This is a genomic window from Micromonospora sp. NPDC048063 (genome assembly GCF_043202855.1).
Lineage (GTDB): Bacteria > Actinomycetota > Actinomycetes > Mycobacteriales > Micromonosporaceae > Micromonospora.
This window is the reverse complement of sequence record NZ_JBIDBG010000017.1, coordinates 1-21,897: the sequence shown is the minus strand read 5'-3', so window position 1 is coordinate 21,897 and position 21,897 is coordinate 1. Positions and strand designations below refer to the sequence as shown.

General features: G+C 74.4%; 20 protein-coding genes. 14 read left to right on the top strand and 6 right to left on the bottom strand.

Features of this window, described 5'->3' with window-relative positions:
- The first annotated feature begins 533 nt into the window (after positions 1–533).
- From ACGFZ2_RS28305 to ACGFZ2_RS28270, 8 genes are all read left to right on the top strand, one after another.
- On the top strand, positions 534–1,823 hold the full coding sequence (locus tag ACGFZ2_RS28305) for an MFS transporter (RefSeq protein ID WP_393267913.1): 1,290 nt from the start codon (positions 534–536) through the stop codon (positions 1,821–1,823).
- Positions 1,824–2,093: 270 nt separating this feature from the next.
- Positions 2,094–3,275 carry a hypothetical protein gene (locus ACGFZ2_RS28300; protein ID WP_393267915.1) on the top strand — a complete coding sequence of 394 codons (1,182 nt, stop codon included), beginning with the start codon at positions 2,094–2,096 and terminating at the stop codon, positions 3,273–3,275.
- The gene (locus ACGFZ2_RS28295) at positions 3,272–4,603 is read left to right on the top strand and encodes an MFS transporter (protein WP_393458706.1); all 1,332 of its coding nucleotides are present in this window, start codon (positions 3,272–3,274) and stop codon (positions 4,601–4,603) included. The genes ACGFZ2_RS28300 and ACGFZ2_RS28295 overlap by 4 nt, the downstream gene beginning before the upstream one ends.
- The gene (locus ACGFZ2_RS28290) at positions 4,596–5,687 is read left to right on the top strand and encodes a hypothetical protein (RefSeq protein ID WP_393458703.1); all 1,092 of its coding nucleotides are present in this window, start codon (positions 4,596–4,598) and stop codon (positions 5,685–5,687) included. Before ACGFZ2_RS28295 ends, ACGFZ2_RS28290 begins: the two co-directional genes overlap by 8 nt.
- Positions 5,659–5,895: a phosphopantetheine-binding protein gene (locus tag ACGFZ2_RS28285; protein WP_350708107.1), complete on the top strand. Its 237-nt coding sequence runs from the start codon at positions 5,659–5,661 to the stop codon at positions 5,893–5,895. The genes ACGFZ2_RS28290 and ACGFZ2_RS28285 overlap by 29 nt, the downstream gene beginning before the upstream one ends.
- The gene (locus ACGFZ2_RS28280; protein WP_393267922.1) at positions 5,892–7,100 is read left to right on the top strand and encodes a cytochrome P450; all 1,209 of its coding nucleotides are present in this window, start codon (positions 5,892–5,894) and stop codon (positions 7,098–7,100) included. The genes ACGFZ2_RS28285 and ACGFZ2_RS28280 overlap by 4 nt, the downstream gene beginning before the upstream one ends.
- A complete protein-coding gene (locus ACGFZ2_RS28275) occupies positions 7,097–8,398 on the top strand; it encodes an amino acid adenylation domain-containing protein (RefSeq protein WP_393267925.1) in 1,302 nt (433 codons plus the stop codon). The genes ACGFZ2_RS28280 and ACGFZ2_RS28275 overlap by 4 nt, the downstream gene beginning before the upstream one ends.
- Positions 8,391–9,875 (top strand): aminotransferase class V-fold PLP-dependent enzyme, encoded by a 1,485-nt coding sequence (locus tag ACGFZ2_RS28270; protein WP_393267928.1) that lies wholly within the window; start codon positions 8,391–8,393, stop codon positions 9,873–9,875. Before ACGFZ2_RS28275 ends, ACGFZ2_RS28270 begins: the two co-directional genes overlap by 8 nt.
- A 110-nt stretch (positions 9,876–9,985) precedes the next feature.
- On the opposite strand, the gene ACGFZ2_RS28265 is transcribed toward ACGFZ2_RS28270, so the two are convergent.
- The 4 genes from ACGFZ2_RS28265 to ACGFZ2_RS28250 all read right to left on the bottom strand — a co-directional run bounded on the left by ACGFZ2_RS28265 (position 9,986) and on the right by ACGFZ2_RS28250 (position 15,021).
- The gene (locus ACGFZ2_RS28265; RefSeq protein WP_393458700.1) at positions 9,986–12,595 is read right to left on the bottom strand and encodes a tetratricopeptide repeat protein; all 2,610 of its coding nucleotides are present in this window, start codon (positions 12,593–12,595) and stop codon (positions 9,986–9,988) included.
- A gap of 215 nt (positions 12,596–12,810) precedes the next feature.
- Complete coding sequence (locus ACGFZ2_RS28260; protein WP_393267932.1) at positions 12,811–13,032, bottom strand: nucleoside monophosphate kinase; 222 nt, start codon at positions 13,030–13,032, stop codon at positions 12,811–12,813.
- A 913-nt stretch (positions 13,033–13,945) separates the two neighbouring features.
- On the bottom strand, positions 13,946–14,326 hold the full coding sequence (locus tag ACGFZ2_RS28255; protein WP_393458697.1) for a hypothetical protein: 381 nt from the start codon (positions 14,324–14,326) through the stop codon (positions 13,946–13,948).
- A 92-nt stretch (positions 14,327–14,418) separates the two neighbouring features.
- On the bottom strand, positions 14,419–15,021 hold the full coding sequence (locus tag ACGFZ2_RS28250) for a DUF4291 domain-containing protein (RefSeq protein ID WP_393267937.1): 603 nt from the start codon (positions 15,019–15,021) through the stop codon (positions 14,419–14,421).
- 88 nt (positions 15,022–15,109) lie between these two features.
- On the opposite strand from ACGFZ2_RS28250, the gene ACGFZ2_RS28245 reads away from it, so the two are divergent.
- A complete protein-coding gene (locus tag ACGFZ2_RS28245; protein WP_393458694.1) occupies positions 15,110–15,592 on the top strand; it encodes a type II toxin-antitoxin system PemK/MazF family toxin in 483 nt (160 codons plus the stop codon).
- A 44-nt stretch (positions 15,593–15,636) separates the two neighbouring features.
- Here the strand turns inward: ACGFZ2_RS28245 and ACGFZ2_RS28240 are convergent, their stop codons facing one another.
- Both ACGFZ2_RS28240 and ACGFZ2_RS28235 read right to left on the bottom strand, forming a co-directional pair.
- Positions 15,637–16,287 carry a flavodoxin family protein gene (locus ACGFZ2_RS28240; protein ID WP_393267939.1) on the bottom strand — a complete coding sequence of 217 codons (651 nt, stop codon included), beginning with the start codon at positions 16,285–16,287 and terminating at the stop codon, positions 15,637–15,639.
- A gap of 230 nt (positions 16,288–16,517) precedes the next feature.
- Entirely contained in the window at positions 16,518–17,168 is a 651-nt protein-coding gene (locus ACGFZ2_RS28235; protein WP_393267944.1) for a GGDEF domain-containing protein, read from the bottom strand.
- A gap of 265 nt (positions 17,169–17,433) precedes the next feature.
- Here ACGFZ2_RS28235 and ACGFZ2_RS28230 point away from each other — a divergent pair, with 265 nt between their 5' ends.
- The 5 genes from ACGFZ2_RS28230 to ACGFZ2_RS28210 all read left to right on the top strand — a co-directional run bounded on the left by ACGFZ2_RS28230 (position 17,434) and on the right by ACGFZ2_RS28210 (position 21,809).
- Positions 17,434–17,673 (top strand): DUF397 domain-containing protein, encoded by a 240-nt coding sequence (locus ACGFZ2_RS28230; RefSeq protein WP_350684094.1) that lies wholly within the window; start codon positions 17,434–17,436, stop codon positions 17,671–17,673.
- Between the two features lie 133 nt (positions 17,674–17,806).
- Positions 17,807–18,694 carry a helix-turn-helix domain-containing protein gene (locus ACGFZ2_RS28225; protein WP_393458691.1) on the top strand — a complete coding sequence of 296 codons (888 nt, stop codon included), beginning with the start codon at positions 17,807–17,809 and terminating at the stop codon, positions 18,692–18,694.
- A 165-nt stretch (positions 18,695–18,859) separates the two neighbouring features.
- Positions 18,860–19,915, top strand: a complete 1,056-nt coding sequence (locus tag ACGFZ2_RS28220) for a LacI family DNA-binding transcriptional regulator (protein ID WP_393458688.1) — start codon at positions 18,860–18,862, stop codon at positions 19,913–19,915.
- A 2-nt stretch (positions 19,916–19,917) separates the two neighbouring features.
- A complete protein-coding gene (locus tag ACGFZ2_RS28215; RefSeq protein ID WP_393458686.1) occupies positions 19,918–20,121 on the top strand; it encodes a hypothetical protein in 204 nt (67 codons plus the stop codon).
- A gap of 131 nt (positions 20,122–20,252) precedes the next feature.
- Positions 20,253–21,809 carry a protein kinase gene (locus tag ACGFZ2_RS28210; protein ID WP_393458683.1) on the top strand — a complete coding sequence of 519 codons (1,557 nt, stop codon included), beginning with the start codon at positions 20,253–20,255 and terminating at the stop codon, positions 21,807–21,809.
- Positions 21,810–21,897: the final 88 nt, after the last annotated feature.

The following is a 21,897-nucleotide window of genomic DNA, read 5'->3' as shown; positions in this document are numbered from 1 at the left end:
GTGCCGAACGGGCTGCCGGTCACGGGTTCGAGCACTGCCGGCTCCGGCGCGTCGGCTCCCACCATCATGGCCGGCGAATGCGTGTAGCAGCACGGGTCTGACCCCGGTACGGGATGTGCGTCATCGTGGCGGCGTGCGGCTGGTACGACGACCGCCGCCGTCACCACCGCGGCCACGGACATCGCCGCCGCCTGCATCAGCGCACCTTCCTGCTCCGTCGACGCCTCATCTCGCCCACCCATCTCGCTGTCGAGTCCAACCATGTCGTTCCCATCGTGGGGACACCGCAGCGGCAGTGGGGCTCTGTTCGACGCAATCGACACGGTCGGGCCATTCCCCACGCAGACACGCCGCCCGTGAGTGCGCCAGGTGCGATCGCGTGATCACGAGCGGAGCCCGCCGGCCGCCCGAGCCCACCCGTACGGATCCGAACATCCCCGAACGCCTGGCCCCGGCCCCGACGGCGCAGGCGTGGATACGTTCTGGACCCAGTGCCCTGAGGGCAGCCGGCGGTGGGACAGGACGGGGGCGGAGTGACCGAGCGCGCCGCGACGTACGCCGAGGTGTTCGCGGTGCGCGAGTACCGCTACCTGTTCGTGGCGTACCTGCTGTCCCTGGCGGGTGACCAGCTCACGGCCGTGACCGTGGCGTACCTCGTCTACACCGGCACCGGTTCGGCCGCGCTGGCGGCGGCCGCCTACGCCAGTTCCTACCTCGCCTGGCTCGCGGGCGGGCCGCTACTGTCCGGCCTCGCCGACCGGTTCCCCCGGCGGCGGATCCTGGTCGCGTGCGACCTTGCCCGGGCGGCGCTCGTCCCGGCGGCGGCGCTGCCGGACCTCCCCGCGCCCGCCCTGGTGGCGCTGCTGTTCGCGGTCAACCTGATGCGGCCGCCGTTCGTGGCCGCGAGGGCGGCGCTGATGCCCGAAGTGCTCGACGGTGACCGTTACGCGGTGGCGAACGGCGTGGACAACATCTGCGCCCAGGTCGTGCAGGTGCTCGGCTTCGCCGTCGGGGGGAGCCTGGTGGCGCTGCTGTCGCTGCGCGGTGCGCTGCTGGCGGACGCCGGCACGTTCCTCGTCTCCGCCCTTCTGATCATGATCGGCGTTCGTTCCCGCCCCGCGCCCCAGCCGCCCGGCCGCCCGGCCCGCCGCGGCCGGGCGGCCGGCCTGCGGGTGATCTTCACCGATCCCCGGCTGCGCGCCTACGTCCTCGTCCTGTGGGCAGCCAGCGCCTTCACCTACGCCGCCGAAGGACTGATGGCGCCGCTGGCCCGACAGTACGGAGGCGGCGCCGGCACCGTCGGGCTGTTGCTGGCGGCGGCGCCGACGGGGATGGCCCTCGGCGGGGTCGCCCTCACCCGGCTTTGTCCGCCGGCGGCCCGGCCACGACTGATCCTGCCCCTGGCCGCGCTCTCCGCCGGGGTGCTGGCGGCGGTCTGGCTCGTCCCTCCACTGTGGGTCGTCCTTCTGCTGTTGGTGCTGGCCGGCACCGCGAGCGCCTTCGCCATTCCGCTGAACGCGTTGTTCGGCCGGGCCGTGCCGACGCAGTACCGGGGACGCGCGTTCGGGGTGGCCATCACCGGTCTGAGCGGGCTCCAGGGGGCGGCGATGGTCATGGCGGGTGTGGCCGCGGACCGGTGGCCGGCGACCACGGTGATCGGGTTCAGCGGACTGTCGGGCGCGGCGGCGGTCCTCGCCCTCGTGCCGCTGTGGCCGCGGCGGTCTGCCTGCACGCCGACGCCGTTCGAGATCCCGGTCGAACAATGCCGAACGACCTCGACCGCCGACAGCCCTACCGCCGAGGCGGGCGGCGGCCGACGCTGAGATCACGGGCGGGCACGGGGCCGCCACGAAGGGAGAGGAGAAGCGCATGCGCAGCGTCCGCAAGCGTGGCGTCAGCTGGACCTGACCCTGACGTTCCATCACGTCGGCGACGTGCCTCCGGCTCCGACCTCACCGCCGGAGGAAGCCGACCGCTCTCACGAAAGGAGGTGCGGGCGATGCGGAAGGACGACTGCACTGCCTGAGATCCGTGAACCACGGTGGGTGGTCACCGCGGGTGACCACCCACCCCCCCTCGACGCTGGAGGAGTCATGCGCGGTCAGGGTGGCCACCCGCTCACCATGGGTCAGCTCTCCATGTGGCGAGCCCTCTCGGTGCGCCCTCCGGAGCAACTCTGGGAGTCCAACCAGGACGTGGTCTGGCCGGTTCCGGCCGGAACCACCGAGGAGCAGGTACGTCGGGCGCTCACCGCGCTGGCGGTGCGGCACGAGTCGCTGCGCACCGTCTACCGGCCGGCGGACGAGCCCGACGCCGTGCGGCAGGTGGTCCTGCGCGACCCGCTCGTGCGCTTCGCCGAGGCGTCCGTACGGGAGCCGTTCGACCTGGCCGCCCAGCCGGCCTGGCGGGCCTGGGTGCGTGATTCCGACGACGGTGGACCGCCGCGGGTCCATCTGGTGATCCACCACCTCGCGGCCGACGGCGCCGCCGTGCGGATCCTGGAATCCGACCTGCGCGCCCTGCTGCGCGGTGACCGCCTCGCCGACGCCCCCGCGCCCCGCGAGGTGGCCGAACTCCAGCGCGCCGACGACTTCCGGGCCAGGCTGACCGCGGCCGGCGAGTACCGCCGGCGGATCGTCGCCGCCGCACCGCGGGTTCCGGTGTCCCGGGGTTCCCTGGTGCGGGCTCGCGCGCACACCGGCATCCCGTACGGCGCGGTTCGCCACGCGGCGCGGCGCCTGCAGGTCACCGTGCCCACCCTGCTGCTCACCGTCTACGCGCAGGCGCTGGCCGCGACCACCGGCCGGACGGACCAACTGCTGTGGCAGTTGGCCGCGAACCGGATGGACCGCGCGGTGCGGCACCTGGTGTCGTCGATGACCCAGTGGGTGCCCATGCTCGCCGCCTGCGACCCCGACGGGCCGCTGCGCCCGATGGCCCGCGAGGTCAACGTCGCGGCGGTGCGCGCCATGCAGCACGGCGTGTACGACCCGTTCGCCGTCGCGCCCATGGACTTCGACCACGGCAGCTTCTTCACCTTCATCCCGGCCCCCGCCGACGCCGACCCCGCGCCGTCCGAGGTGACGCCCCGGCGTGTTGAGTTCCTTCCGCCCCGCGCCTACAGCGGGGCCAGCTTCTACCTGATCGCCTGGGTGCACCCCTGCGTGCAGCTCACCATGCGGGTGATGCGCAGCGGGTACGGGCGCGCCGAGGTGGAACGCTTCCTGACCACCATGACCGACCTCCTGCTGCGCGCGGTCGAGGACCCGGCATGAGCGACAGTCTGTGGCGGCACCGTGACTTCATGGTGTTGTGGTCGGGCCGGACTCTCAGCGAGGTGGGCGACGCCGTCTCGATGCTGGCCATTCCGCTGCTGGCCGTCACCGTGCTGGACGCCTCCGCCGTCGAGGTCGGCGTCCTCGGCGCCACCCGGATGATCGCCTACCTGTTCCTCTCCCTGCCCGCCGGGGTGTGGGTGGACCGGATGCGCAAACGACGGGTCATGGTGGCCTGTCACCTCGTGCGGGCCGGGCTGGTGGCCACCGTCGCCATCGGCGCGTGGGCCGGCTGGGTCACGATGGCGCAGCTGTGGATCGTGGCGCTGCTGTCCAGCGTCTGCACCGTGCTGTACGAGACCGCGCACCAGAGCTTCCTGCCGTCGGTCGTCGCCGGCAACCAGCTACTTGACGCCAACGGCAAGCTGACGACCACGTACTCGGTCTCGCGAATTGCCGGATACGGCGTGGGCAGCGTACTCGTGTCGGCGCTGGGCGTGGCGCGTACCGCGGGCATCGACGCGCTCGCCTACGTGGTCAACGCCGTGTCCCTCATGCTGCTCCGCCGTCCAGAGCAACCGCCGGCCGTGGCGCGGCGCCGGAACTTCCGCCGGGAGCTGGGCGCCGGGCTCTCCTTCGTGTTCCGCCACCCGATCATGCCCAGACTGGTGGCGGCCTCGGCGTCGCTCAACCTCTTCAGCCAGATGATCTTCGCGCTGGCGGTCCTGTACCTCGTGCGTGACCTCCACCTGAGCGAGCACATGGTCGGTGTGGTGTTGGCGCTCACCACGCTGGGCGGGATCGGCGGCGGCCTGGTCTCCGCGCGGCTGGCGCGCCTGGTGGGCACGGCCCGGGTCATCTGGATCGCCCCACTGGGGCTCGGCTGGACGGTGCTGCTCGTACCGCTCGCCCAGCCCGGTTGGGGTGCGATCGCCTACACGGCCGGCATGGCGGGGCTGGGCGCGGTGTTCGCCATCTACAACGCGGCGGCGGTCAGCTACCGGCAGCGGGTCTGCCCGCCGGACCTGCTGGGCAGGATGACCGCGTCGGTCCGGTGGGTGATCTTCGGGGTGATGCCGGTCGGCGCCCTGACGGGCGGACTGCTGGGCAGTTGGCTGGGGGTGCGCCCGACGCTGTGGATCGCCGCCGCCGGAGTGTGGGCGTCCGGTCTGTTGCTCTACCTCTCGCCGCTGCGGCGGTGGCGCGACCTGCCGGAAGAGGCCGGCACGCCGGACGGCGGGCAGCCGCCGCCGAGACTCTCGGCGCCGCACGGGCGGTCGCCGGTCGACCCGGCCGGAAAGGCCATGGGAGGTGTACGAGGTGGATGACCAGCCGTACGCGCAGCACATTCTGTCCTGGGCGGGCGGGCCGGCGGACACCGACCGGTTCGTCGCGCTGGGCGGGGCACGGCTGCCCGCCGAGCCCGACCCGGCAGCCCTGCGCCGGGCCCTGGACGCGCTCCTGGCCCGGCATCCCGTACTCGGTAAGGGGCCGGTGCCGCTGCGAACGGTCGACGACGTGTGGGCGGCGGCCGCCGCCGGCCGGTACCCGCCCGACGCGCGGTGCCTGCTCTGGGCGTACCTGGCCGGCCGCGAGTTGCTTCTCGTGGCGCACCACACCGTCTCCGACCCGTGGTCCATGCGGCTGCTGCTCCGCGAGGTGATGAAACCAGGGACCGGCCCGGCCCCCGCCTACCGCGCCAGCGTGTCCTCCCCCGCGCCCAGGCGGATGAACCGGTCCCTGCCGTTCTGGCGCCGGATGCTGGCCGACGTGCCGACCCTGGCCTCGGACCCCGGCGGCGACACCGGCACGGCCGAGATCAGGACGCCGAGCGGCATCACCCAGCAGCAGGCGGCAGCGGTCGCCCGGACCGTGCGCAGCACGCCATTCGTCGTCCTGCTCACCGCGTTCGCGCGGGCCCTCGGCCCGCTGTGCCCGGGCGAGGCGGTCGTCCCGGTGCTGACCCACGGCCGGCAGCGGTCCGACTGGGACACCGTGGGGCTGTACATGAACGTGCTGCCGGTGCGGCTCGGCACGCCGACGGTGGGCGCGGTGCACCGCGCGTTCGCCGAGGCGTACGCCCACGAGATTCCGTTTCCGGTGCTGCTGGACGCGGTGCCGCAGGCCGACGCGCTGTTCGCCGACGGCGGACCGGCTCTGGCCCAGTTCGAGGTCATCCAGGTGCCCGACGGCGCCGGGATCGAGCCGCTGACGATCCCGGCCGGGCTCGGGCTGGGCGGGCCGGTGCTGCCCGTCAACGGGCTGGCGTTCTGGCTCGAGCCGGGCGCGGGCGGAGGCTACACCGCCTGCCTGCGGTACCGCCGCTCCTACCGGGAGGCCGAGATGCAGGCCCTGACCCGGCGATTCATCGACAGTTGGGAGGATGTCCGTGCCGACGCGGAGCGAGCTTGAGTCGATGCTGACCCGGCTCTGGAGCGAGAAGCTGAACGTCACGCCGGTGGGCGTCGAGGACGACTTCTTCGCCCTCGGCGGCGACTCGCTGCTCGCCGCCGACCTGCTGATGGACCTCTACGAGCAGCTCGGCGTCGAGGTCGACGCCGCGGTGCTGTTCCTCAAGCCGACCATCGCCGAACTGGTCGACGAGGTGCTGGCCGCATGAGGACCCCGCCCTGCCTCCGGACCCGGCCACCGGGCCGGATCGACCTCGCCGACCCCGCCCTGCACGGCGTCGGCGACCCGCACGCCGCCTGGCGGACGCTGCGCCGGTGGGATCCCGTCGGCTGGCAGCCGGTCGAGGGCAGGCCGGGCTTCTGGGCGGTCACCCGCTACGCCGACGCCAGGACCGTCCTGGCCGACCACGCCAGGTTCACCTCCACCGGTGGGGTGATGCTCACCATGCTCGGCCGGGCGGAGCCGGCGCAGAACCAGCAGTTCGCGGCGACCGACCCGCCGCGGCACGGCCTCATCCGGGGGCCGCTGCAACGGCAGATGACCGCGCGTGCGGTGGCGCGGCACGCGCCGGCCATCCGGTCCTTCGTCCGGCAGCTGCTCCGCCCCGCCGCCGGGACCCTGGACTTCGCCGAGCTCACCTCCGCCCTGCCGCTGGCCTTCCTGGGGCCGCTGATGGGCATTCCCGCCGCGGACTGGCCCGACCTGGCCCGGTGGGTGTCCATGTCGGTGGCCGAGCACGACCCGGATGTCGCGCTGCCCGACGGCCCGTCGGCGACCCTCGACCGCGGGCACCGGGAACTTTTCGCCTACCTGCTCCACCTGGTGCTCGAACACCGTCGGCGCCCACGCGGAGACCTGGTGGACCTGCTGGGGGCCATGCCGCTGCGCCCCGGAGCGATCGTCGCCAACTGCTACAGCCTGCTCCTCGGCGGCAGCGCCGCCATCCCGCACGTGCCCCGCGCGGCCCTGGCCGAGCTGATCCGTACCGACCGCTACGAGCAGTGGGCCCAGCGGCCCGAGCGGGTCGGCCGCGCGGTGGAGGAGGCGCTGCGGTTCACCTCTCCCGCCGGGCACTTCATGCGGCTGGCGACACGGGACACCACCGTCGGCGGCGTACGCGTCGCGGCGGGCGACGCCGTCGTGGTGTGGCTCGGGTCGGCGAACCGCGACGAGACCGTCTTCCCCGACCCCGACACGCTGGACCCGGACCGCCACCCGAACCGGCACCTGGCCTTCGGGGACGGGCGGCACTACTGCCTGGGAGCGGCCGTCGCCAGACTGACGTTGCGCGTCTTCTTCGAGGAACTCTTCGCCACCTTCGCGTCCTTCGAGCCGGCCGGCGAGGTCGAGCGCGTACGGTCGACCTGGCTGGGCGGGATCAAGCGGATGCCGGTCGTGGCCGGGCGACGATGATCACCGAGGCGCTGGCCGCTCAGCTGCGCTCCCGCCGGGAGACGCCGGCCGTGACGGATCCCGAGCAGGCCCTGACGTACGCGGACCTGGACGGCCTGTCCGGTGCGGTCGCCCTCCATCTCCAGCAGCGGGGCGTGGCCGCCGGGGAGCCGGTGGTCGTGCACACCCGGCTGTCGTGCTGGGCCGTCGTGGCCATGCTCGGCGTACTGCGGGCGGGAGCACGTTACGTCCCCGTCGACGCGGCCTTCCCGGCGGCGCGCCGCGAGCTGATGGCCGCGGGCAGCGGTGCCCGGGTGACACTCACCGAGAGCCTGCTGGCGTCGCTGCGCCCGGCCCGCTCCGGCTGGCGGGACGGACCCGACGCGTACACGCTGTTCACCAGCGGTTCGACCGGCGTGCCGAAGGCGGTCACGGTGTCGCGGGCGGCGCTGAGCTACTCGACCGGCGCCCGGCTGGAGTACTACGGTCGTGCGCCGCAGCGGTTCCTGCTGTGCTCGTCCATCTCGTTCGACAGCTCCGTGGCGGGCATCTACTGGACGCTGTGCACCGGGGGCACACTGGTCATCCCGAGCGACCGGCCGTTCGACGTGCGGGCGCTGGTCCGGGCCGGCACCGTGCACCGGCCCACCCACACCCTGATGGTGCCGTCCCTGTACCGGCTGGTGCTGCGCTCGCCGGTGCCCAGCCTGACCACCGTGATCGTGGCGGGGGAGAGCTGCCCGCCCGGCCTGGTCGACCTGCACCACGAGCGGATGCCCCACGCGACGCTCTACAACGAGTACGGTCCCACCGAGTGCACCGTCTGGAGCACCGTGCACAGGTGCGCGCCGGGCGAGGACCCGGTCCCCATCGGCCGGCCGATCCCCGGCACCACGATCTCCATCGACGACGGCGAGCTGTGCATCTCCTCGCCCGGGGTGGTGTCCGGGGGACCGGCCTACCGCACCGGCGACCGGGTCAGCCTGGGCGCCGACGGCCTGCTCCGCTACCACGGGCGCGTCGACGAGCAGCTCAAGGTCGGCGGGATGCGCATCGAACCGGCCGAGATCGAGCACGCCCTGATGTCCCACCCGGCGGTGCTCCTCGCCGGCGTCGCCGTCCCCTACCAGGGCGTCGCGTACGTGGTCTGCGCCGAACCGGTGCCTCAGCGGACCCTGCGCGCGCACCTGCTCGACAGGCTGCCCGCCGTGGCCGTACCCACCGCCTTCGAGCGGATGGAGCGGCTGCCCACCCTGCCCAACGGCAAACTCGACAGGCGCGCTCTGGGCCGGTCCGACCACACTCCACCTCATGGCTGAGCGGCACGGGTCCCCGGCGCCGGCCGGCGTGCGCGTCGCCGCGACCGCCGCGTACGCGAGCACCGCCCGGATCGACGAGCTACGCGCCACCGAGTATCGGCACCTCGACCGCGACGGACGCGTCTACCTCGACTACACGGGGGCCGGGGTGGCCGCCCGGGCACAGGTCACCGCCCACCACGACCGGTTGCTCGCCGGCCCGTACGGCAATCCGCACTCGGAGAACCCCACCTCCGAGGCGACCGGCGCGCTGCTCGCCTCGGCCCGACGCGCGGTGCTCGACTTCTTTCGCGCCGACCCCGGCGAGTACGTGGTCGTCTTCACCCCGAACGCCAGTGGCGCCTGCCGCCTGGTGGGCGAGGCGTACGTCTTCGGCCGCGGCCGCCCGCTCGTGCTGACCTGGGACAACCACAACTCCGTCAACGGCGTCCGGGAGTACGCCCGCGCGGCCCGCGCGCCGGTCCGCTACGTGCCGCTGGCCAGGCCCGACCTGCGGGTGGCCGAGTCCGACGTGATCGCCGCGCTGGCCGCCGGCCGAGGCGGGCCGGGCGGTCGTGGCCGGCGGGGCAGGTCCGGCCCCGCCGGGCTCTTCGCCTACCCGGCACAGAGCAACTTCACCGGCGTGCAGCATCCGCTCGGGTGGGTGGAACTGGCCCGGCAGCGCGGCTACGACGTGCTGCTCGACGCCGCGGCCTTCGCCCCGACGAACCGGCTGGACCTGAGCGTCGTGCAGCCGGACTTCGTCTGCCTGAGCTGGTACAAGCTCTTCGGCTACCCCACCGGGGTGGGGGCGCTGTTGGCCCGGCGCGAGGCGCTGGCCCGACTGCGCCGACCCTGGTTCGCCGGTGGCACCGTCCGGGCGGTCAGCGTGCAGGGCGACTGGCACCAGCCGATGGGGGACGAGTCGGGGTTCGAGGACGGCACGCTGAACTTCCTCAGCCTCCCCGACGTGGAGTTCGGGCTGCGCTGGCTCGACTCGATCGGCGTTGACCTCGTCCACACCCGGGTCGGCCTGCTCACCGGGTGGCTGCTGGAGCGGCTGACCGCCTTGCGACACCGCAACGGCCGGCCGCTCGTCCACGTCTACGGGCCGTCGACGGGCGACGCCCGGGGCGGCACCGTGGCGTTCAACTTCCGCTACCCGGACGGCTCGCTGGTCGACGAGCGGCTCGTCGCGCTCGAATCGTCGGCGGCCGGCTTCGCCCTGCGTACGGGCTGCTTCTGCAACCCGGGCGCGGCCGAGGCCGCCTTCGGGATCAGCCGCCGCTCGCTGCGCCGTACGAACCTCGCCCACGCCGGCACGATCGACGAGCATCTCGCCGCGCTGCGGCTGCCGACCGGCGGAGCGGTACGCGTCTCCTTCGGTCTGGCCTCGACCGCGGCCGACGCGGAACGCTTCCTGGCCTTCGCCGAGTCGACCTACCTGGACCGCGCCGGCCCCGCCGACGTCCGGCTGGCACCACGGATACGCTGCTGAGCACGGCGAGCGCCCGCCCGGCAGCCGCCAGACGCGCGTCGTGAGGCCGCGGGCGGGAGCGCACCGGGGTGGCGTCGACACCCGGAACCGCGCTGCCCCGCCAGCGACGGTCAGGCAGTCGGGTCCGCCGCCAGGGCGGCGCGGAGGCGGGTGCACGCCTGCGGGTCCAGCCCGTCGAGCCGGCCCAAGGCCTCCCGCCAGTGCCGGCGCGCCACGGCGCGGTGTCCGAGGCCCGCGTGGGCGTTGCCGAGCACCTGTAGCGCCAAGCCGATGCCCCGCCGGTGCTCGTAGCGTCGGCAGATCTCCAGCGACTCGGTCGCGCGAGCGATTGCCTCCCGGTGGTCACCGCCAGCGTGCAGCGTCTCGGCGAAGTTGACCAGCGCCTGGGCCTCGCGCAACGGATCGGTGCCGCCGTCGGCCACGGCGCGTCCCGCCTCGTGGCAGGCGACGGCCCGGGCGTGGTCGCCGAGGCGCTGGTATACCAGGGCCAGGTTGTCGAGCACCAACCCCTCCTTGTGCCGGTGGCCGAGTTGCCGCCGGATGACCAGGGCGGCCCGCAGGTGGTTCAGGGCGCCGGTCAGGTCGCCGCCGTCGCGCAGGGCGTTGCCGAGGTTGTTCAGGATGGCGGCCTCCCGGCTCCGGTCGCCGAGTTCGCGCTGGACGGCCAGGCACCGCTCGAGGATGGGGATCGCCTCGTCGAGCCGGCCCTGGCGCAGTAGCGCGACGGCGACGATGTTGAGCCCGGCGGCCTCGCCCGAGCGATCGCCACATCGGCTCGCCGCCGAGGCGGCGAGGTGGCCGAACTGTTGCTGCTCGGCGATGTGCCCGGCGTAGTCGAGGAACTTGACCGCCACAAGGGCAAGGTCGCGGACCTCGGTGAGGGCCCGTCCCGCCGTCGCCTGCTGGCCGGCCACCAGCAACAGGTTGGTGTGCTCCCGCTCGAACCAGGTCCACGCGTCGGCCGCGTCGGCGAGGGGCGGGCCGGGTCGAGTCGGGCCGGTCGGCTCGTCGATGCCGAACCGGTCGTCGGGGTAGAGCAGCCGCGCCGCGCGGGTGGTGGCCGCGAGCAGCCACGCGGTGAGGTTACCGAGGGCCGACTCCCGGTGGTGCGGGTCGTCCACCGCCTGCGCCCGCTCCCGGGCGTAGAGCCGGACGATGTCGTGGAACCGGTATCCGCCGCCACCGGCCGACTCGATCAGGTGCGCGTCGGCCAACGCGTCCAGGGCCTGCTCGGCGACGGTCACCGGCAGGTCGGCCAGTGCCGCGCAGCCGTACGGCGTGAGGTGCGTCCAGTCGGGCAGCGCGGCGAGCCGGAAGAGGCGGGCCGCCTGCCAGCGTCCGCCCTGCCGCGCGTCCCCGAACACCTGGTAGCCCAGGTGCAGGCTGGCCCGTACGGACAGGTCACCGATCTCCAGGACGTCCAACCGCATGCCCTCGTCGTCCATCCGCTCGGCGAGGCCGGTCAGCGAGGCGTCCGGCCGGGCCGCGGCGCGGGCGCCGACGATTCGCAACGCCAGCGGCAACCCGCCGCACCGGCGGACCACCGTCGCGGCCGCGGCGGGCTCCGCCTGCACGCGGTGGGCGCCGGTGAGCCCGGTGAGCAGGGCGAGCGCCTCGTCGTCGGGTAACGGGCCGAGGCGGATCCGCGCCGTCGTGTCGAGGTCGGGGAGCATCCACCGGCTCGTGACGATCGTGGTGCATCCGGGCCCGCTGGCCAGGAGCGGTCGGACCTGCGCCGCCGATGCGGCGTTGTCCAGCACCATGAGCACGCCCCGTCCGGCGGTCCACGTGCGCAGCAACGCCGAGGCCTCGTCGAGCGAGGCAGGGACGGTGGGCAGGCCCAGCGCCCGCAGGAACCGGCCCAACACGTCCGCGGGCTCGGCCGCCGCGACGCCGTCGGTGGCCCCGCGCAGGTCCGCGTAGAGGCAACCGCCGTCGTAACGTCCCACGATCCGGTGCGCGACGTGCAGGGCGAGCGCGGACTTGCCGACCCCGCCGGCACCTTCGACGAGGCACACCGCGGCGTCGGTCTCCGTGGCCGTGAGCAATTGGCCGACCTCCGCCGAGCGGCCCGTCATCATCGGGGGCGCAGGTGGCAGTTGATAGGGGACCGGTGTCCCCGACCCGCTCTCCACCGGCGGCGGCTCGCTTGCCGCCGGCCACGACAGCCCCCGTAGTACGGCCCGATCCCGGCCGCCGCCGGACGCGGCGACCCGTCCCCGTTCCGGGCCGGCCGACCCGGTCCCGCCACCTGCGGGGATCAGGCGTAGGGCGGCGGAGCGCTGCGGGTGGGATCTCGGCCCGGCACCCGTGGTGTCCGGCCCGCCGACCGGGCCGCTCGGACCGTTGACGCGCGCGGCCGGACCGATCGGGGAGTGACCGGGCCGGCCCGAGGAGCGCGCCCGCGTGGCCGTCGGGGGCGTCGCCGCCGTACGGGCGGCGGCCAGCCGGCCCCAGACGGCCAGCCACGCTGTCGCGCGGTCGTCCGGCACGTCGCAGGCCCGCAGCAGCGCCGACACCAGATCACGGCGGGGCAGCGTCGACCGGCCCAGCATCGTCGCCAGGGTGCTCGCCGGCAGCACGTCCCCGTTGCGCTGCGCGCGGCGGGCGATCTCGCGATAGGCGAGGCCGGACTGGTCGCGGACGCGACGCAGCAGCCTGACGTACTGCTCCGGACTGGTCGCGGTGGTCGGGTCGACGCCGAAGTCGGCGGCCGTCATGCGCGCCCTCACGTCAGATGTCATGTGCCCGGGCCGAGGGCGCCGGGCGGTTCTGCCAGAGTGCGTCACACGGTACAGGGCCCGGGCCAGGCACCGTCGCCCCGATACTCCGAAATGGACGGTCCTACGGGGATGTGCAGCCAGACGATCGGGTCATCCAGCACCCGGAACAGGTTTGGAGAGTCCGCTCAGCGTTGTACGGGCGCAACACCACGTCAGGCGAGGCGGTTACGGATCATGGACAGGAGAACCTGGTCTGGTACGAGTTCGCCAGCGTTCATATGCTGTAGGGCCTGGAGCGCGGCAGGGGTTTTCGCCTGCATCTCGGCCTGGACGGCGTCCGTCAGGCTGAGGCACGGAACGCCGAGGCTCGCGGCGATGGAGCCGGCGATGGTATCCCGATCGGAGCCGGGTGGTCCGAGGACGGCCAGGCGCATCGACGCAGCCTATCGTTGTAGCCGGCGCTTCGCCGCTGCCCTGCGCGGGATGCATGGTCGGCTGCTCGTCGATTTGTTCCCCGTCGCGGACATCGCGGATCTTCTGGCAGCGGTCCGTTCGCGCCGAGAGTTGCCTCGGGAACGGCGCACGGATCTGCCGCTCTCGTTTGCCGGGGCGCGAGGTATTCGAGCGGAGATGCCGAGGGCGTGCGAAGGGAGTGCAGGTCTGGCGCCTGACGGCTCAGTTGCCGGTGGGGTCGGTCGCCATTGGGTGGCTCCGGCCGATCAGGTCCTGCTGCTACGCGGCGAGTTGGCGAACATGGCCTGGGCGGTGGAGAAGACCGTCCAGAGCCGTACCGGCCGCCCGCTGGATCTGCACGAGGACGAGGTGACCCGGCGGGCGGGGCAACAGGGCCCCGACGGCGACGGCCTTCGGCGGTACCTGCTACAGACGCTGGTACCCCGCAACTGGGTTCCGCTGCTGCCCAGGTTCGACAGCGACGGGACCGGTAGCGTCACCGGGCGATGGCTGGCGCGGGGCGCCATACGTGAACCAGTCGGCGGCGCCGCCATCCCACCGCGCGGAAGACTCCCGGAACCTGGTACCCCGTTGGAGATCTATGACGAGGAGGTGCCACAGACAGGGGTGAGGCTGACCCGACTGTGGACATTGGGTCGGTCTGCGGATGGCCGGAGTCACCTGTGGCGGGCACGCCGCAAGGGCCCGGGCCGCGGCGAAGGCTCCAGCGGCATTCGGTTCGACACCACCACGGGGGCGTAAGAGCGACCAGAATAGGGCGGCCTCAGCGGAATGCCGTGTGACGCCGCTCAAGGCCCCACCAGCCAGACCCCACAGCCGGTGAAAGCAGTTCTCCGCCGCAGGCGATGTCCCGCCCAACCGTGCACGAGGTCGTTAGGCCACGTTGAACGTCGAGGCCGGGATGAACCGGCGCTCGGCCCGGGCGCGGTCCACCATGACGACGCGCGCCGCCGTCACGTCGTACAGGACGAAGGTGCCCTGGAGGCCGGCCTGCCGGAACAGGCTCGCCAGGTCGTCGCGGGTCTCGACCGCCGGCGCAGCCGGCGAGGGTGAGGCGGCGGTGGCCGACGGGCCGTCGGTCGGCGGGGGCTGCGGGCGCTCGCTCCCGGCGCAACCGGCCGCGCCGGCCAGCAGGGCCAGGGCGAGAGCCGTCGCGCCCGCGACGCTCCGCCTGCGGCAAGCCGGCCACGGGCCGCGTGGGCGGTACGGCTCACACCGGCGGGCGTCGGGCAGGCCCCGCACCTCGAAGGCCACCTGCACCGCCTCCTTGCTCTGGCACCGACACCTCAGTCAAGCACGTGCCGCACCACGGGGCGGGCCGACGCCCGCCCGGTCGCGGAATCCCCTCACGGGATCGTCGCGCCGACGACGGCGGCCACGTCCGACGGCAGCGGATACGGGCGCTCCGGCGGCAGCAGCGCCTCGGCGGCCGAGTCGTCGCCGGCGTCGAGCGCCGCGCGTACCGAGTGGGCCGTCGGGGTCATGTCGGTGAGGGCGACCAGCCACTCGTCGACGTACCGGCGCACCGCCTCGCCGGCCAGCCCGACCTGGAGCGACCGGTGCGGCAGCGGCGCCAGCCGCAGCGACCGCTCGGGGTCCCACTGGACCCGCACCGGGCTGGCGCGCAGCCGCCGAGACCAGGTCTCCCGGTCGGGGTAGCGGTCGCGGTCGAAGCTGCTCAGGCAGGAGTGGGCCAGGGCCCACTCGAAGCCCGACCGGGTGATCTCAACGGCCAGCACCCGTTCCTGGCCGGGCTTCGTGGCCCAGCCGCAGCGGTACATCATCCAGCGGAACGACGGCTTGATCCACGTCATCCGCTCCCGCTTGAACGGTGGCACGAAGCGGCCGGCGGCCAGCGCCGCGCGGGCGATCTCCGGCGGGTACGCCTGGTACACGGTCACGGTGTCGGCGGTGAAGTCGGCGCGGATCTGGTGGGCGGGGACCGTCATGTCGCCGATCCTGATCGACCACGGGCCCCGGGTCCACCGGATTGTCCCGGTCCGCCCGGGCCGCGCGGCGGCAGATAGGCTGCCGCTCGTGGCAGGTCTTCTGAGGAGTGTCGCGGCGCGCATCGGCGGTGTCATCCCGTCGCCCCGGCGGCCCGGCCCCGCCCCGGCGCAGGTCGCCCGGCGCCGCCAGGTCGCCGCGCTGCAGCGCCGCGTGCTGGCGTACGCGCCGGAGCTCGACGGGCACGCCGACCCGGGCGAGATCGTCTGGACCTGGGTGCCGTACGAGGACGACCCGCGCCAGGGCAAGGACCGCCCCGTGCTGGTGGTGGGCCGGCACAGCCGGACCCTGTTCGGGCTGATGCTCTCCAGCCAGAGCGAGCGCGACGGCCAGCGGCACTGGCTCGCGCTCGGCCCGGGCGAGTGGGACCGGGACAACCGGCCGAGCTGGGTGCGCCTGGACCGCGTGCTGACCATGCGGGAGGACAGCATCCGCCGGGAGGGCGCGGTGCTGGACCGGGCCCGCTTCGACCGGGTCGGGCAGGCCCTGCGCGCCAGCTACGGCTGGCGCTGACCGCTCGGCTTCTGCCGGTGCCGACGACCGCCGGGCGCTGACGGTCAGGCCGGCTCCCGGCTGGGCCCGACCCCGGCGCCCTTCGCGTCCGGCGGCGGGTACGGCTGCTCTGCCAGCAGCCGGGCGAGGTGTGCGCTGTTGAGCGCCAGGGCCTTCGTGGTGCGGCCCGTGGTGTCCGGCTTCGGCCGGGCGTCGATGTAGTCGACCTTGTGCAGTGCCTCGCCCACCCAGTAGCTGGCGCCGGCCGCCGGGCAGGTGAACCCGACCTCGTTGAGGGCCTGCTGCACCTGGCCGATGGTGTGGTGCGCGCCGTCCTCGTTGCCGACGACGGCGACGCCGGCCACCTTGCCGTAGGTGAGCAGCCGACCCTCGGCGTCGGTCTCGGACAGCTCGGCGTCGAGGCGCTCGAGGACCATCTTGCACACGGCCGACGGCTGGCCGAGCCAGATCGGCGTGGCGACGACGAGGATCTGCGCGGCCAGCAGCTTGGCCCGGATGTCCGGCCACCCGTCCCCGTCGCCCTCGTCGGTGGAGACCCCGAACCGCACGTCGTGGTCGACGACCCGGACCAGTTCGCCCTCGACGCCCTGCTCGGCGAGTTCCTCGAGCACCTCGCGCCCGAGCACCTCCGCGCTGGACGGGGCGGGTGACCGCTTCAGGGTGCAGTTCAGGACCAGGGCCCGGATGGTGGCCACGAGCGTTTCCTCTCCGCCGGCGCTGCGCTGACCCTGTCGGCATACCCGGCAGACGGCGCGAGACACGTCGAAACCACGTTCTGCCGACGCCGTAAACGGGTGGGCCGGACTGGTGTCACCCCACGGTCTGGTCACCCTGGCCGACGCGGCGCTGGCCGACCCGGCCTGCCAGCGCTGACCGACGCCCGACGGGGCCGGTCGCCGCGGTCGGCCGGGGCGGCTCCGCCGGGTCAGCACTCCGCCAGGTGGGTGGTGTCGACGAGTTGCCGGGGTGCGCCCGCCGATCCGAGGCTCTTGGCCCGGTACATGGCGGCGTCGGCCCGGTCGAGCGCCTCGGTGAGCTGCGTCGGCCCGGTGACCGGCGCCAGCCCGACGGACGCGGTCACCCGGACGCTGAGCCCGCCGAGGGGGATCGGCGCGGCGAGGCTCTCGCAGAGCCGGCGGGTGGCGTGCTCGATCCATCGCCGGTCCACCGTCGGGCTGGTGAGCAGCCCGGCGAACTCGTCGCCGCCGAGCCGGGCGACCAGGTTGTCCCCGGCGAACGCGGCGAGCCGCTGGGCCACGCTGATCAGCACCTGGTCGCCGGCGGCGTGCCCGTAGCGGTCGTTGATCTGCTTGAAGTCGTCGAGGTCGAGCACCACGGCGATCAGCGGCTGCCCGGCCGCGTCGGTGAGCAGCGTGGCGGCGATCCGGTAGAACCCGCGGCGGTTGGGCAGGCCGGTGAGGGGGTCGTGGCTCGCGGCGTGCCGCTCGGCGGTCAGTTCCGCCTGGAGGTGCCGGATCTCGGCCTCGGCGCGCAGCGCGCGGCTGCGTAGCTGCCAGGTGGTGACGAGGGCCCCCGCGGCGCAGATGCCGGACGCGACGGTGAACGGATCCGGCACGAGACCTCCCATCGCCACGATGCCCGTGGCCCCGGCGCGCGGCGTGCCGCGCCCCGTCCCGGGGCCCTTTCGTCGCTGGTGGCAGCCCAGCGGTTGGTGACGCAGAGTGAGCGGATGGGCACCGCGCACCTGCGTTATCATGCTCGCTGGCCGGTGCAGATGCAAGAGCAGATGCACGTGCAGCCAACCCCTTTCGTCGATGCCGTGCGACTCTCCGCAGCCCCGCCCGCCCGGCAGCGGCGTCCCGCGGAGAGAAAGACGCCCCATGCAGCAGCCACCGAACGGCGTTCCCGCCAACCAGTTGCCCCCGCTCAACTGGCAGAAGAGCCGCCGGAGCAATCCGAGCGGCAACTGCGTCGAGCTGGCCCAACTGCCCGGCGGCGCCGGCATCGCCCTGCGCAACTCGCGACACCCGGAGGGACCCGCGCTGATCTACACGATGGACGAGATCGCCGCCTTCGTGCTCGGGGCCCGCGACGGCGACTTCGATCACCTCATCGGCTGAGCGCTCGTCCCGCCTGCGGTACCGACGGCCCCGCTCCCTGGGAGTTCTCCTCACTCACGGTCCATGGCATGCTTACACGTCGGCCGGGGGTGGGGCTCCCGGCCGGGCACGATCCGGCATGCGGAGGTCGGCAGTGACGATGGTTCCCGCCGAGGGCGGCCCGGACACCGGGCCCACCGTGCTGCGCATGCTGCTCGGCGGTCAGTTGCGTCGTCTCCGCGAGTCCAGCGGGGTGACGCGGGAAGGCGCCGGCTGGGAGATCCGGGCCTCCGAGTCGAAGATCAGCCGGATGGAGCTGGGCCGGGTCGGCTTCAAGGAGCGCGACGTCGCCGACCTGCTCACCCTCTACGGCGTCACCGCGCCCGAGGAACGCGAGGCGCTGCTCAAGCTCGCCCGGGACGCCAACAGCCCGGGCTGGTGGCACCGCTACGGCGACGTGCTGCCGAGCTGGTTCCAGTCGTACCTCGGCCTGGAGGCCGCCGCGGCACTCATCCGGTCCTACGAGGTCCAGTTCGTCCCCGGCCTGCTCCAGACCCGGGAGTACGCCCGGGCGGTGGTGCTGCTCGGCCACGGGACGGCCGCGCCGGCCGAGATCGAGCGCCGGGTCGCCCTGCGCATGCAGCGCCAGCGGTTGCTGCGCCGCGAGAACCCGCCGCTGCTCTGGGCGGTGGTGGACGAGGCCGCGCTGCGCCGGCCCATCGGCGGCCGGGAGGTGATGCGCGGCCAGGTGGCGGCACTCATCGAGGCGACCAAGTCGCCGCACATCCGGCTCCAGGTCATCCCGTTCGCGGCCGGCGGGCACGCCGCGGCGGGCGGCGCCTTCACGATCCTGCGCTTCGGCGACCAGGACCTGCCGGACATCGTCTACATCGAACAGCTCACCAGCGCGCTCTACCTCGACAAGCGCGACGACCTCGACTACTACGCGGTGGCGATGGAGCGACTCTGCGTCGAGGCCGAGCCGCCGGAGCGTACGCCGGAGATCCTCGGCCGGATCCTGGACGACCTCTACCCGGGCTGACCGGCCGCAGGGCCCCGCCCCGGGCGGCGGTGCGGCTACCTTCTCCTCTCCGCCCGTCGCGGCGTGTCGGCGCCGCCGATCGCTGCGTCGCATTGACGCCGCCGTCCGTCGGCACTAATCTCTGTACCGATCCAGACTGAATCGATACAGAGGAGCGAGCGCGCGGTGAAGCCGACCCTGCAGGCCGTCGCGGACGCCGTCGGCGTGTCCCGCAGCACCGTCTCCAACGCCTACAGCCGCCCCGACCAGCTCTCCGCCGCGCTGCGCCAGCGGATCCTCGACACCGCCCGGCAGCTCGGCTACCCCGGTCCCAACCCCACGGCCCGGTCGCTGCGGCGCGGCTGGGTCGGCGCCGTCGGGGTGCTCTTCGAGTCCCAACTGTCGTACGCCTTCACCGACCCCTTCGCGGTCCGCTTCCTGGCCGGCGTCGCCGAGGCGGCCGAGCGGCACGGCACCAGCCTGCTGCTCGTGCCCGTGCCCGCCGACGAGGCGGCCGCGCGGCGGGCGGTGGAGAACGCCGCCGTCGACGGCTTCTGCGTCTACTGCGTCGGCGACGAGGGCTGGATCGTCGACGTGCTCCGCGACCGAGGCCTGCCCGTCGTCACCACCGCGCCCCGCGACGACGCGGGCCCCGACGACCGCTACGTCGGCATCGACGAGCGCGCCGCCACCCGCGCCGTCGCCGCGCACGTGGCCGGGCTCGGGCACCGCCGCGTCGCCCTGCTCGGCGACGCCGTCCGGCCCGGCGCCGCCCCGGGCGAGGTGCGGCTCGCCGACGTGGCCGACGTCGCGCATCCCACCACCCGGGCGCGGCTCGCCGGGTTCGCCGACGCCTTCGCCGAGGTCGGCGTCGCCTGGTCCGAGCTGACCCTGCTCGCCGCCACCGGCAACAGCCGGTCGGCGGGCGCCGCGGCCGTCGCCGCCGCGCTCGCCGCGCCGCAGCCGCCCACCGCGGTGCTGGCCTGCTCGGACGTGCTCGCCCTCGGTGTCCTCGACGCGCTCGCCGAGGCCGGCTCGCCACCGGTCTCGGTAACCGGCTTCGACGACATCGCCGAGGCCGCCGCGGCGGGACTCACCACCGTGCGGCAACCCGCCGAGGAGAAGGGGCGCATCGCCGCCCGACTCCTGCTCGACCCGCCCGCCGACCCGGCGGCCGGCCACGTCCTGCTGCCCACCGCACTCGTCGTCCGGACCTCCACCGGACCCGTCCCGAGGAGCTGACCATGGAACAGCCCACCGGCATCGTCGTCGCCATCGACGCGGTGACCCGGCACGTCAACTCCGCCCGGCCGGACGCACCGGTCCGCGCCGAGCGTCCCCGTACCGCGCGGCTCGCCCCCACCCGGCTGGCCGCCGCCGGCGCCCTGCGCCGGCTCGCCGACCGGATCCAGCCGCCGTCGCTGCCCGCGCCGCAGCGCTGCTCCTGACCCGCTGCGAGCCGCGCGGGTGGTGTGCGTCACCCGCGCGGCCGGTCGTCTCGGCAGCATCGGGACGGCCGGCGCCCAACCGGGCATGGCGGGTGGTGGCCGCCCCGGCGGGCCAGGCAGACTGAACGGCTATGTCGCCGTTCTCGCCCACCCTTCGGTTGCACGACCGGTACGTCCTGCGCGAGCGCATCGGCCTCGGCGGGATGTCCGAGGTGTGGCGCGCCGACGACGAGGTGCTGCACCGCCCCGTCGCGGTCAAGGCCCTCGCCGGGGAGTTCGGCACCGACCCGCACCTGCGGGCCACCATCCAGCGCGAGGCCCGCGCCGCCGCGCGGCTCACCCACCCCCACGTGACCCAGGTGTACGACTACGGCGAGGCCAGCCTGGCCGGCGGCGCGGTCGTGCCGTACCTGGTGATGGAGCTGGTGGAGGGGCGCAACCTCGCCGACCGGCTCGCCGACGGCCCACTCGCCTGGCCGGACGCCGTCCGGCTTGCCGGTCAGGTCGCCGCCGCGCTCGCCGCCGCCCACCGCATCGGCGTGGTGCACCGCGACATCAAGCCGGGCAACGTCATGCTCACCGAGACCGGCGCCAAGGTGCTCGACTTCGGCATCGCCGCGCTCGCCGGCCCGGACCACCCGCTGGCCGGGCAGACCGGCGAGCTGCTGATGGGCACGCCCGCCTACTTCGCGCCGGAGCGGATGCGGCCCGGGCCGCCGAACCCGGCCAGCGACGTCTACGCCCTCGGCGCGCTGCTCTACCGCACCCTCACCGGCCGGGCCCCGCTGCCGGTGCGGACCTGGGAGGACGCGCTGGAGGTGCACGCCGGGCACACGCCCGTGCCGCCCCTGCGGATCCCCGGCCTGCCCGCCGACGTCGCCGACCTGACCCTGGCCTGCCTCGCCGCCGACCCGGCCCGCCGGCCCACCGCGGCCCAGCTCGCCGCCCGCCTCGCCGGCGCGGCGCCCGCCGACCCGCACACCGCGGTCCTGCCGACCCTGCCCGCACCGGCGGCGGGCGCGGTCCCGCCGGCGCACCCGCCCACGCTGGTCGACCGCTCGCTGCCCACCTCGGCGGCGGCCTCCACCGGTCGGCCGGGATCCCCGGTGACCGCCGGCCGGGCCGGCGTGCCGGCGGCGGGCGGCCGACCCGTGGCCGCCGGCGGCCCGCGTCCCGTCCCCGCCACCGGCTCGCGGGCCTCGGGGAACCGGCCGATCGCCGTGCTGGTCGCCGCCGGCGTCGCGCTGCTCGTCGGGCTCGTCGGGGTGCTCGCCCTCGACGACAACGGGAATCCGCCGCCGACCGCCGCCCCGTCCACGGTCACGCCGGCCGAGGAGCCGAGCACCGCGTCGCCGACGCCGGAGGCCACCCCCTCCGCCCCGCCGTCGACCGCCCAGTCGGCCCCGATCGGCCTGCGTCAACTCGCCGCCGAGTTCGCCGCAGTGCTCGTGCAGGCACAGGCCCGGCGCGAGATCGACCGGAAGACGGTCGAGCAGCTGCGGGACAAGCTCGCCGACCTGAGCCGCGGCAAGCCGAAGGACCGGGCCAAGCGGGTCGAGGACCTGCGGGAGCGGATCGCCGAGGCGGTCGAGGAGCAGCGCATCTCGCCCGACACGGCGGCCCGCCTCGATGCCCTGCTCGACCGGGTGGACACCGGGTCGCCGGGCGACGACGAGGACGACGACTGATTCCCTATCGGGGATCGGCTGTCAAGGTGCTGGCTGGCTTGACGGTGTAGGTCGGCTGGTTGGACGATCGCTGGTGGGGGAGGTCGCC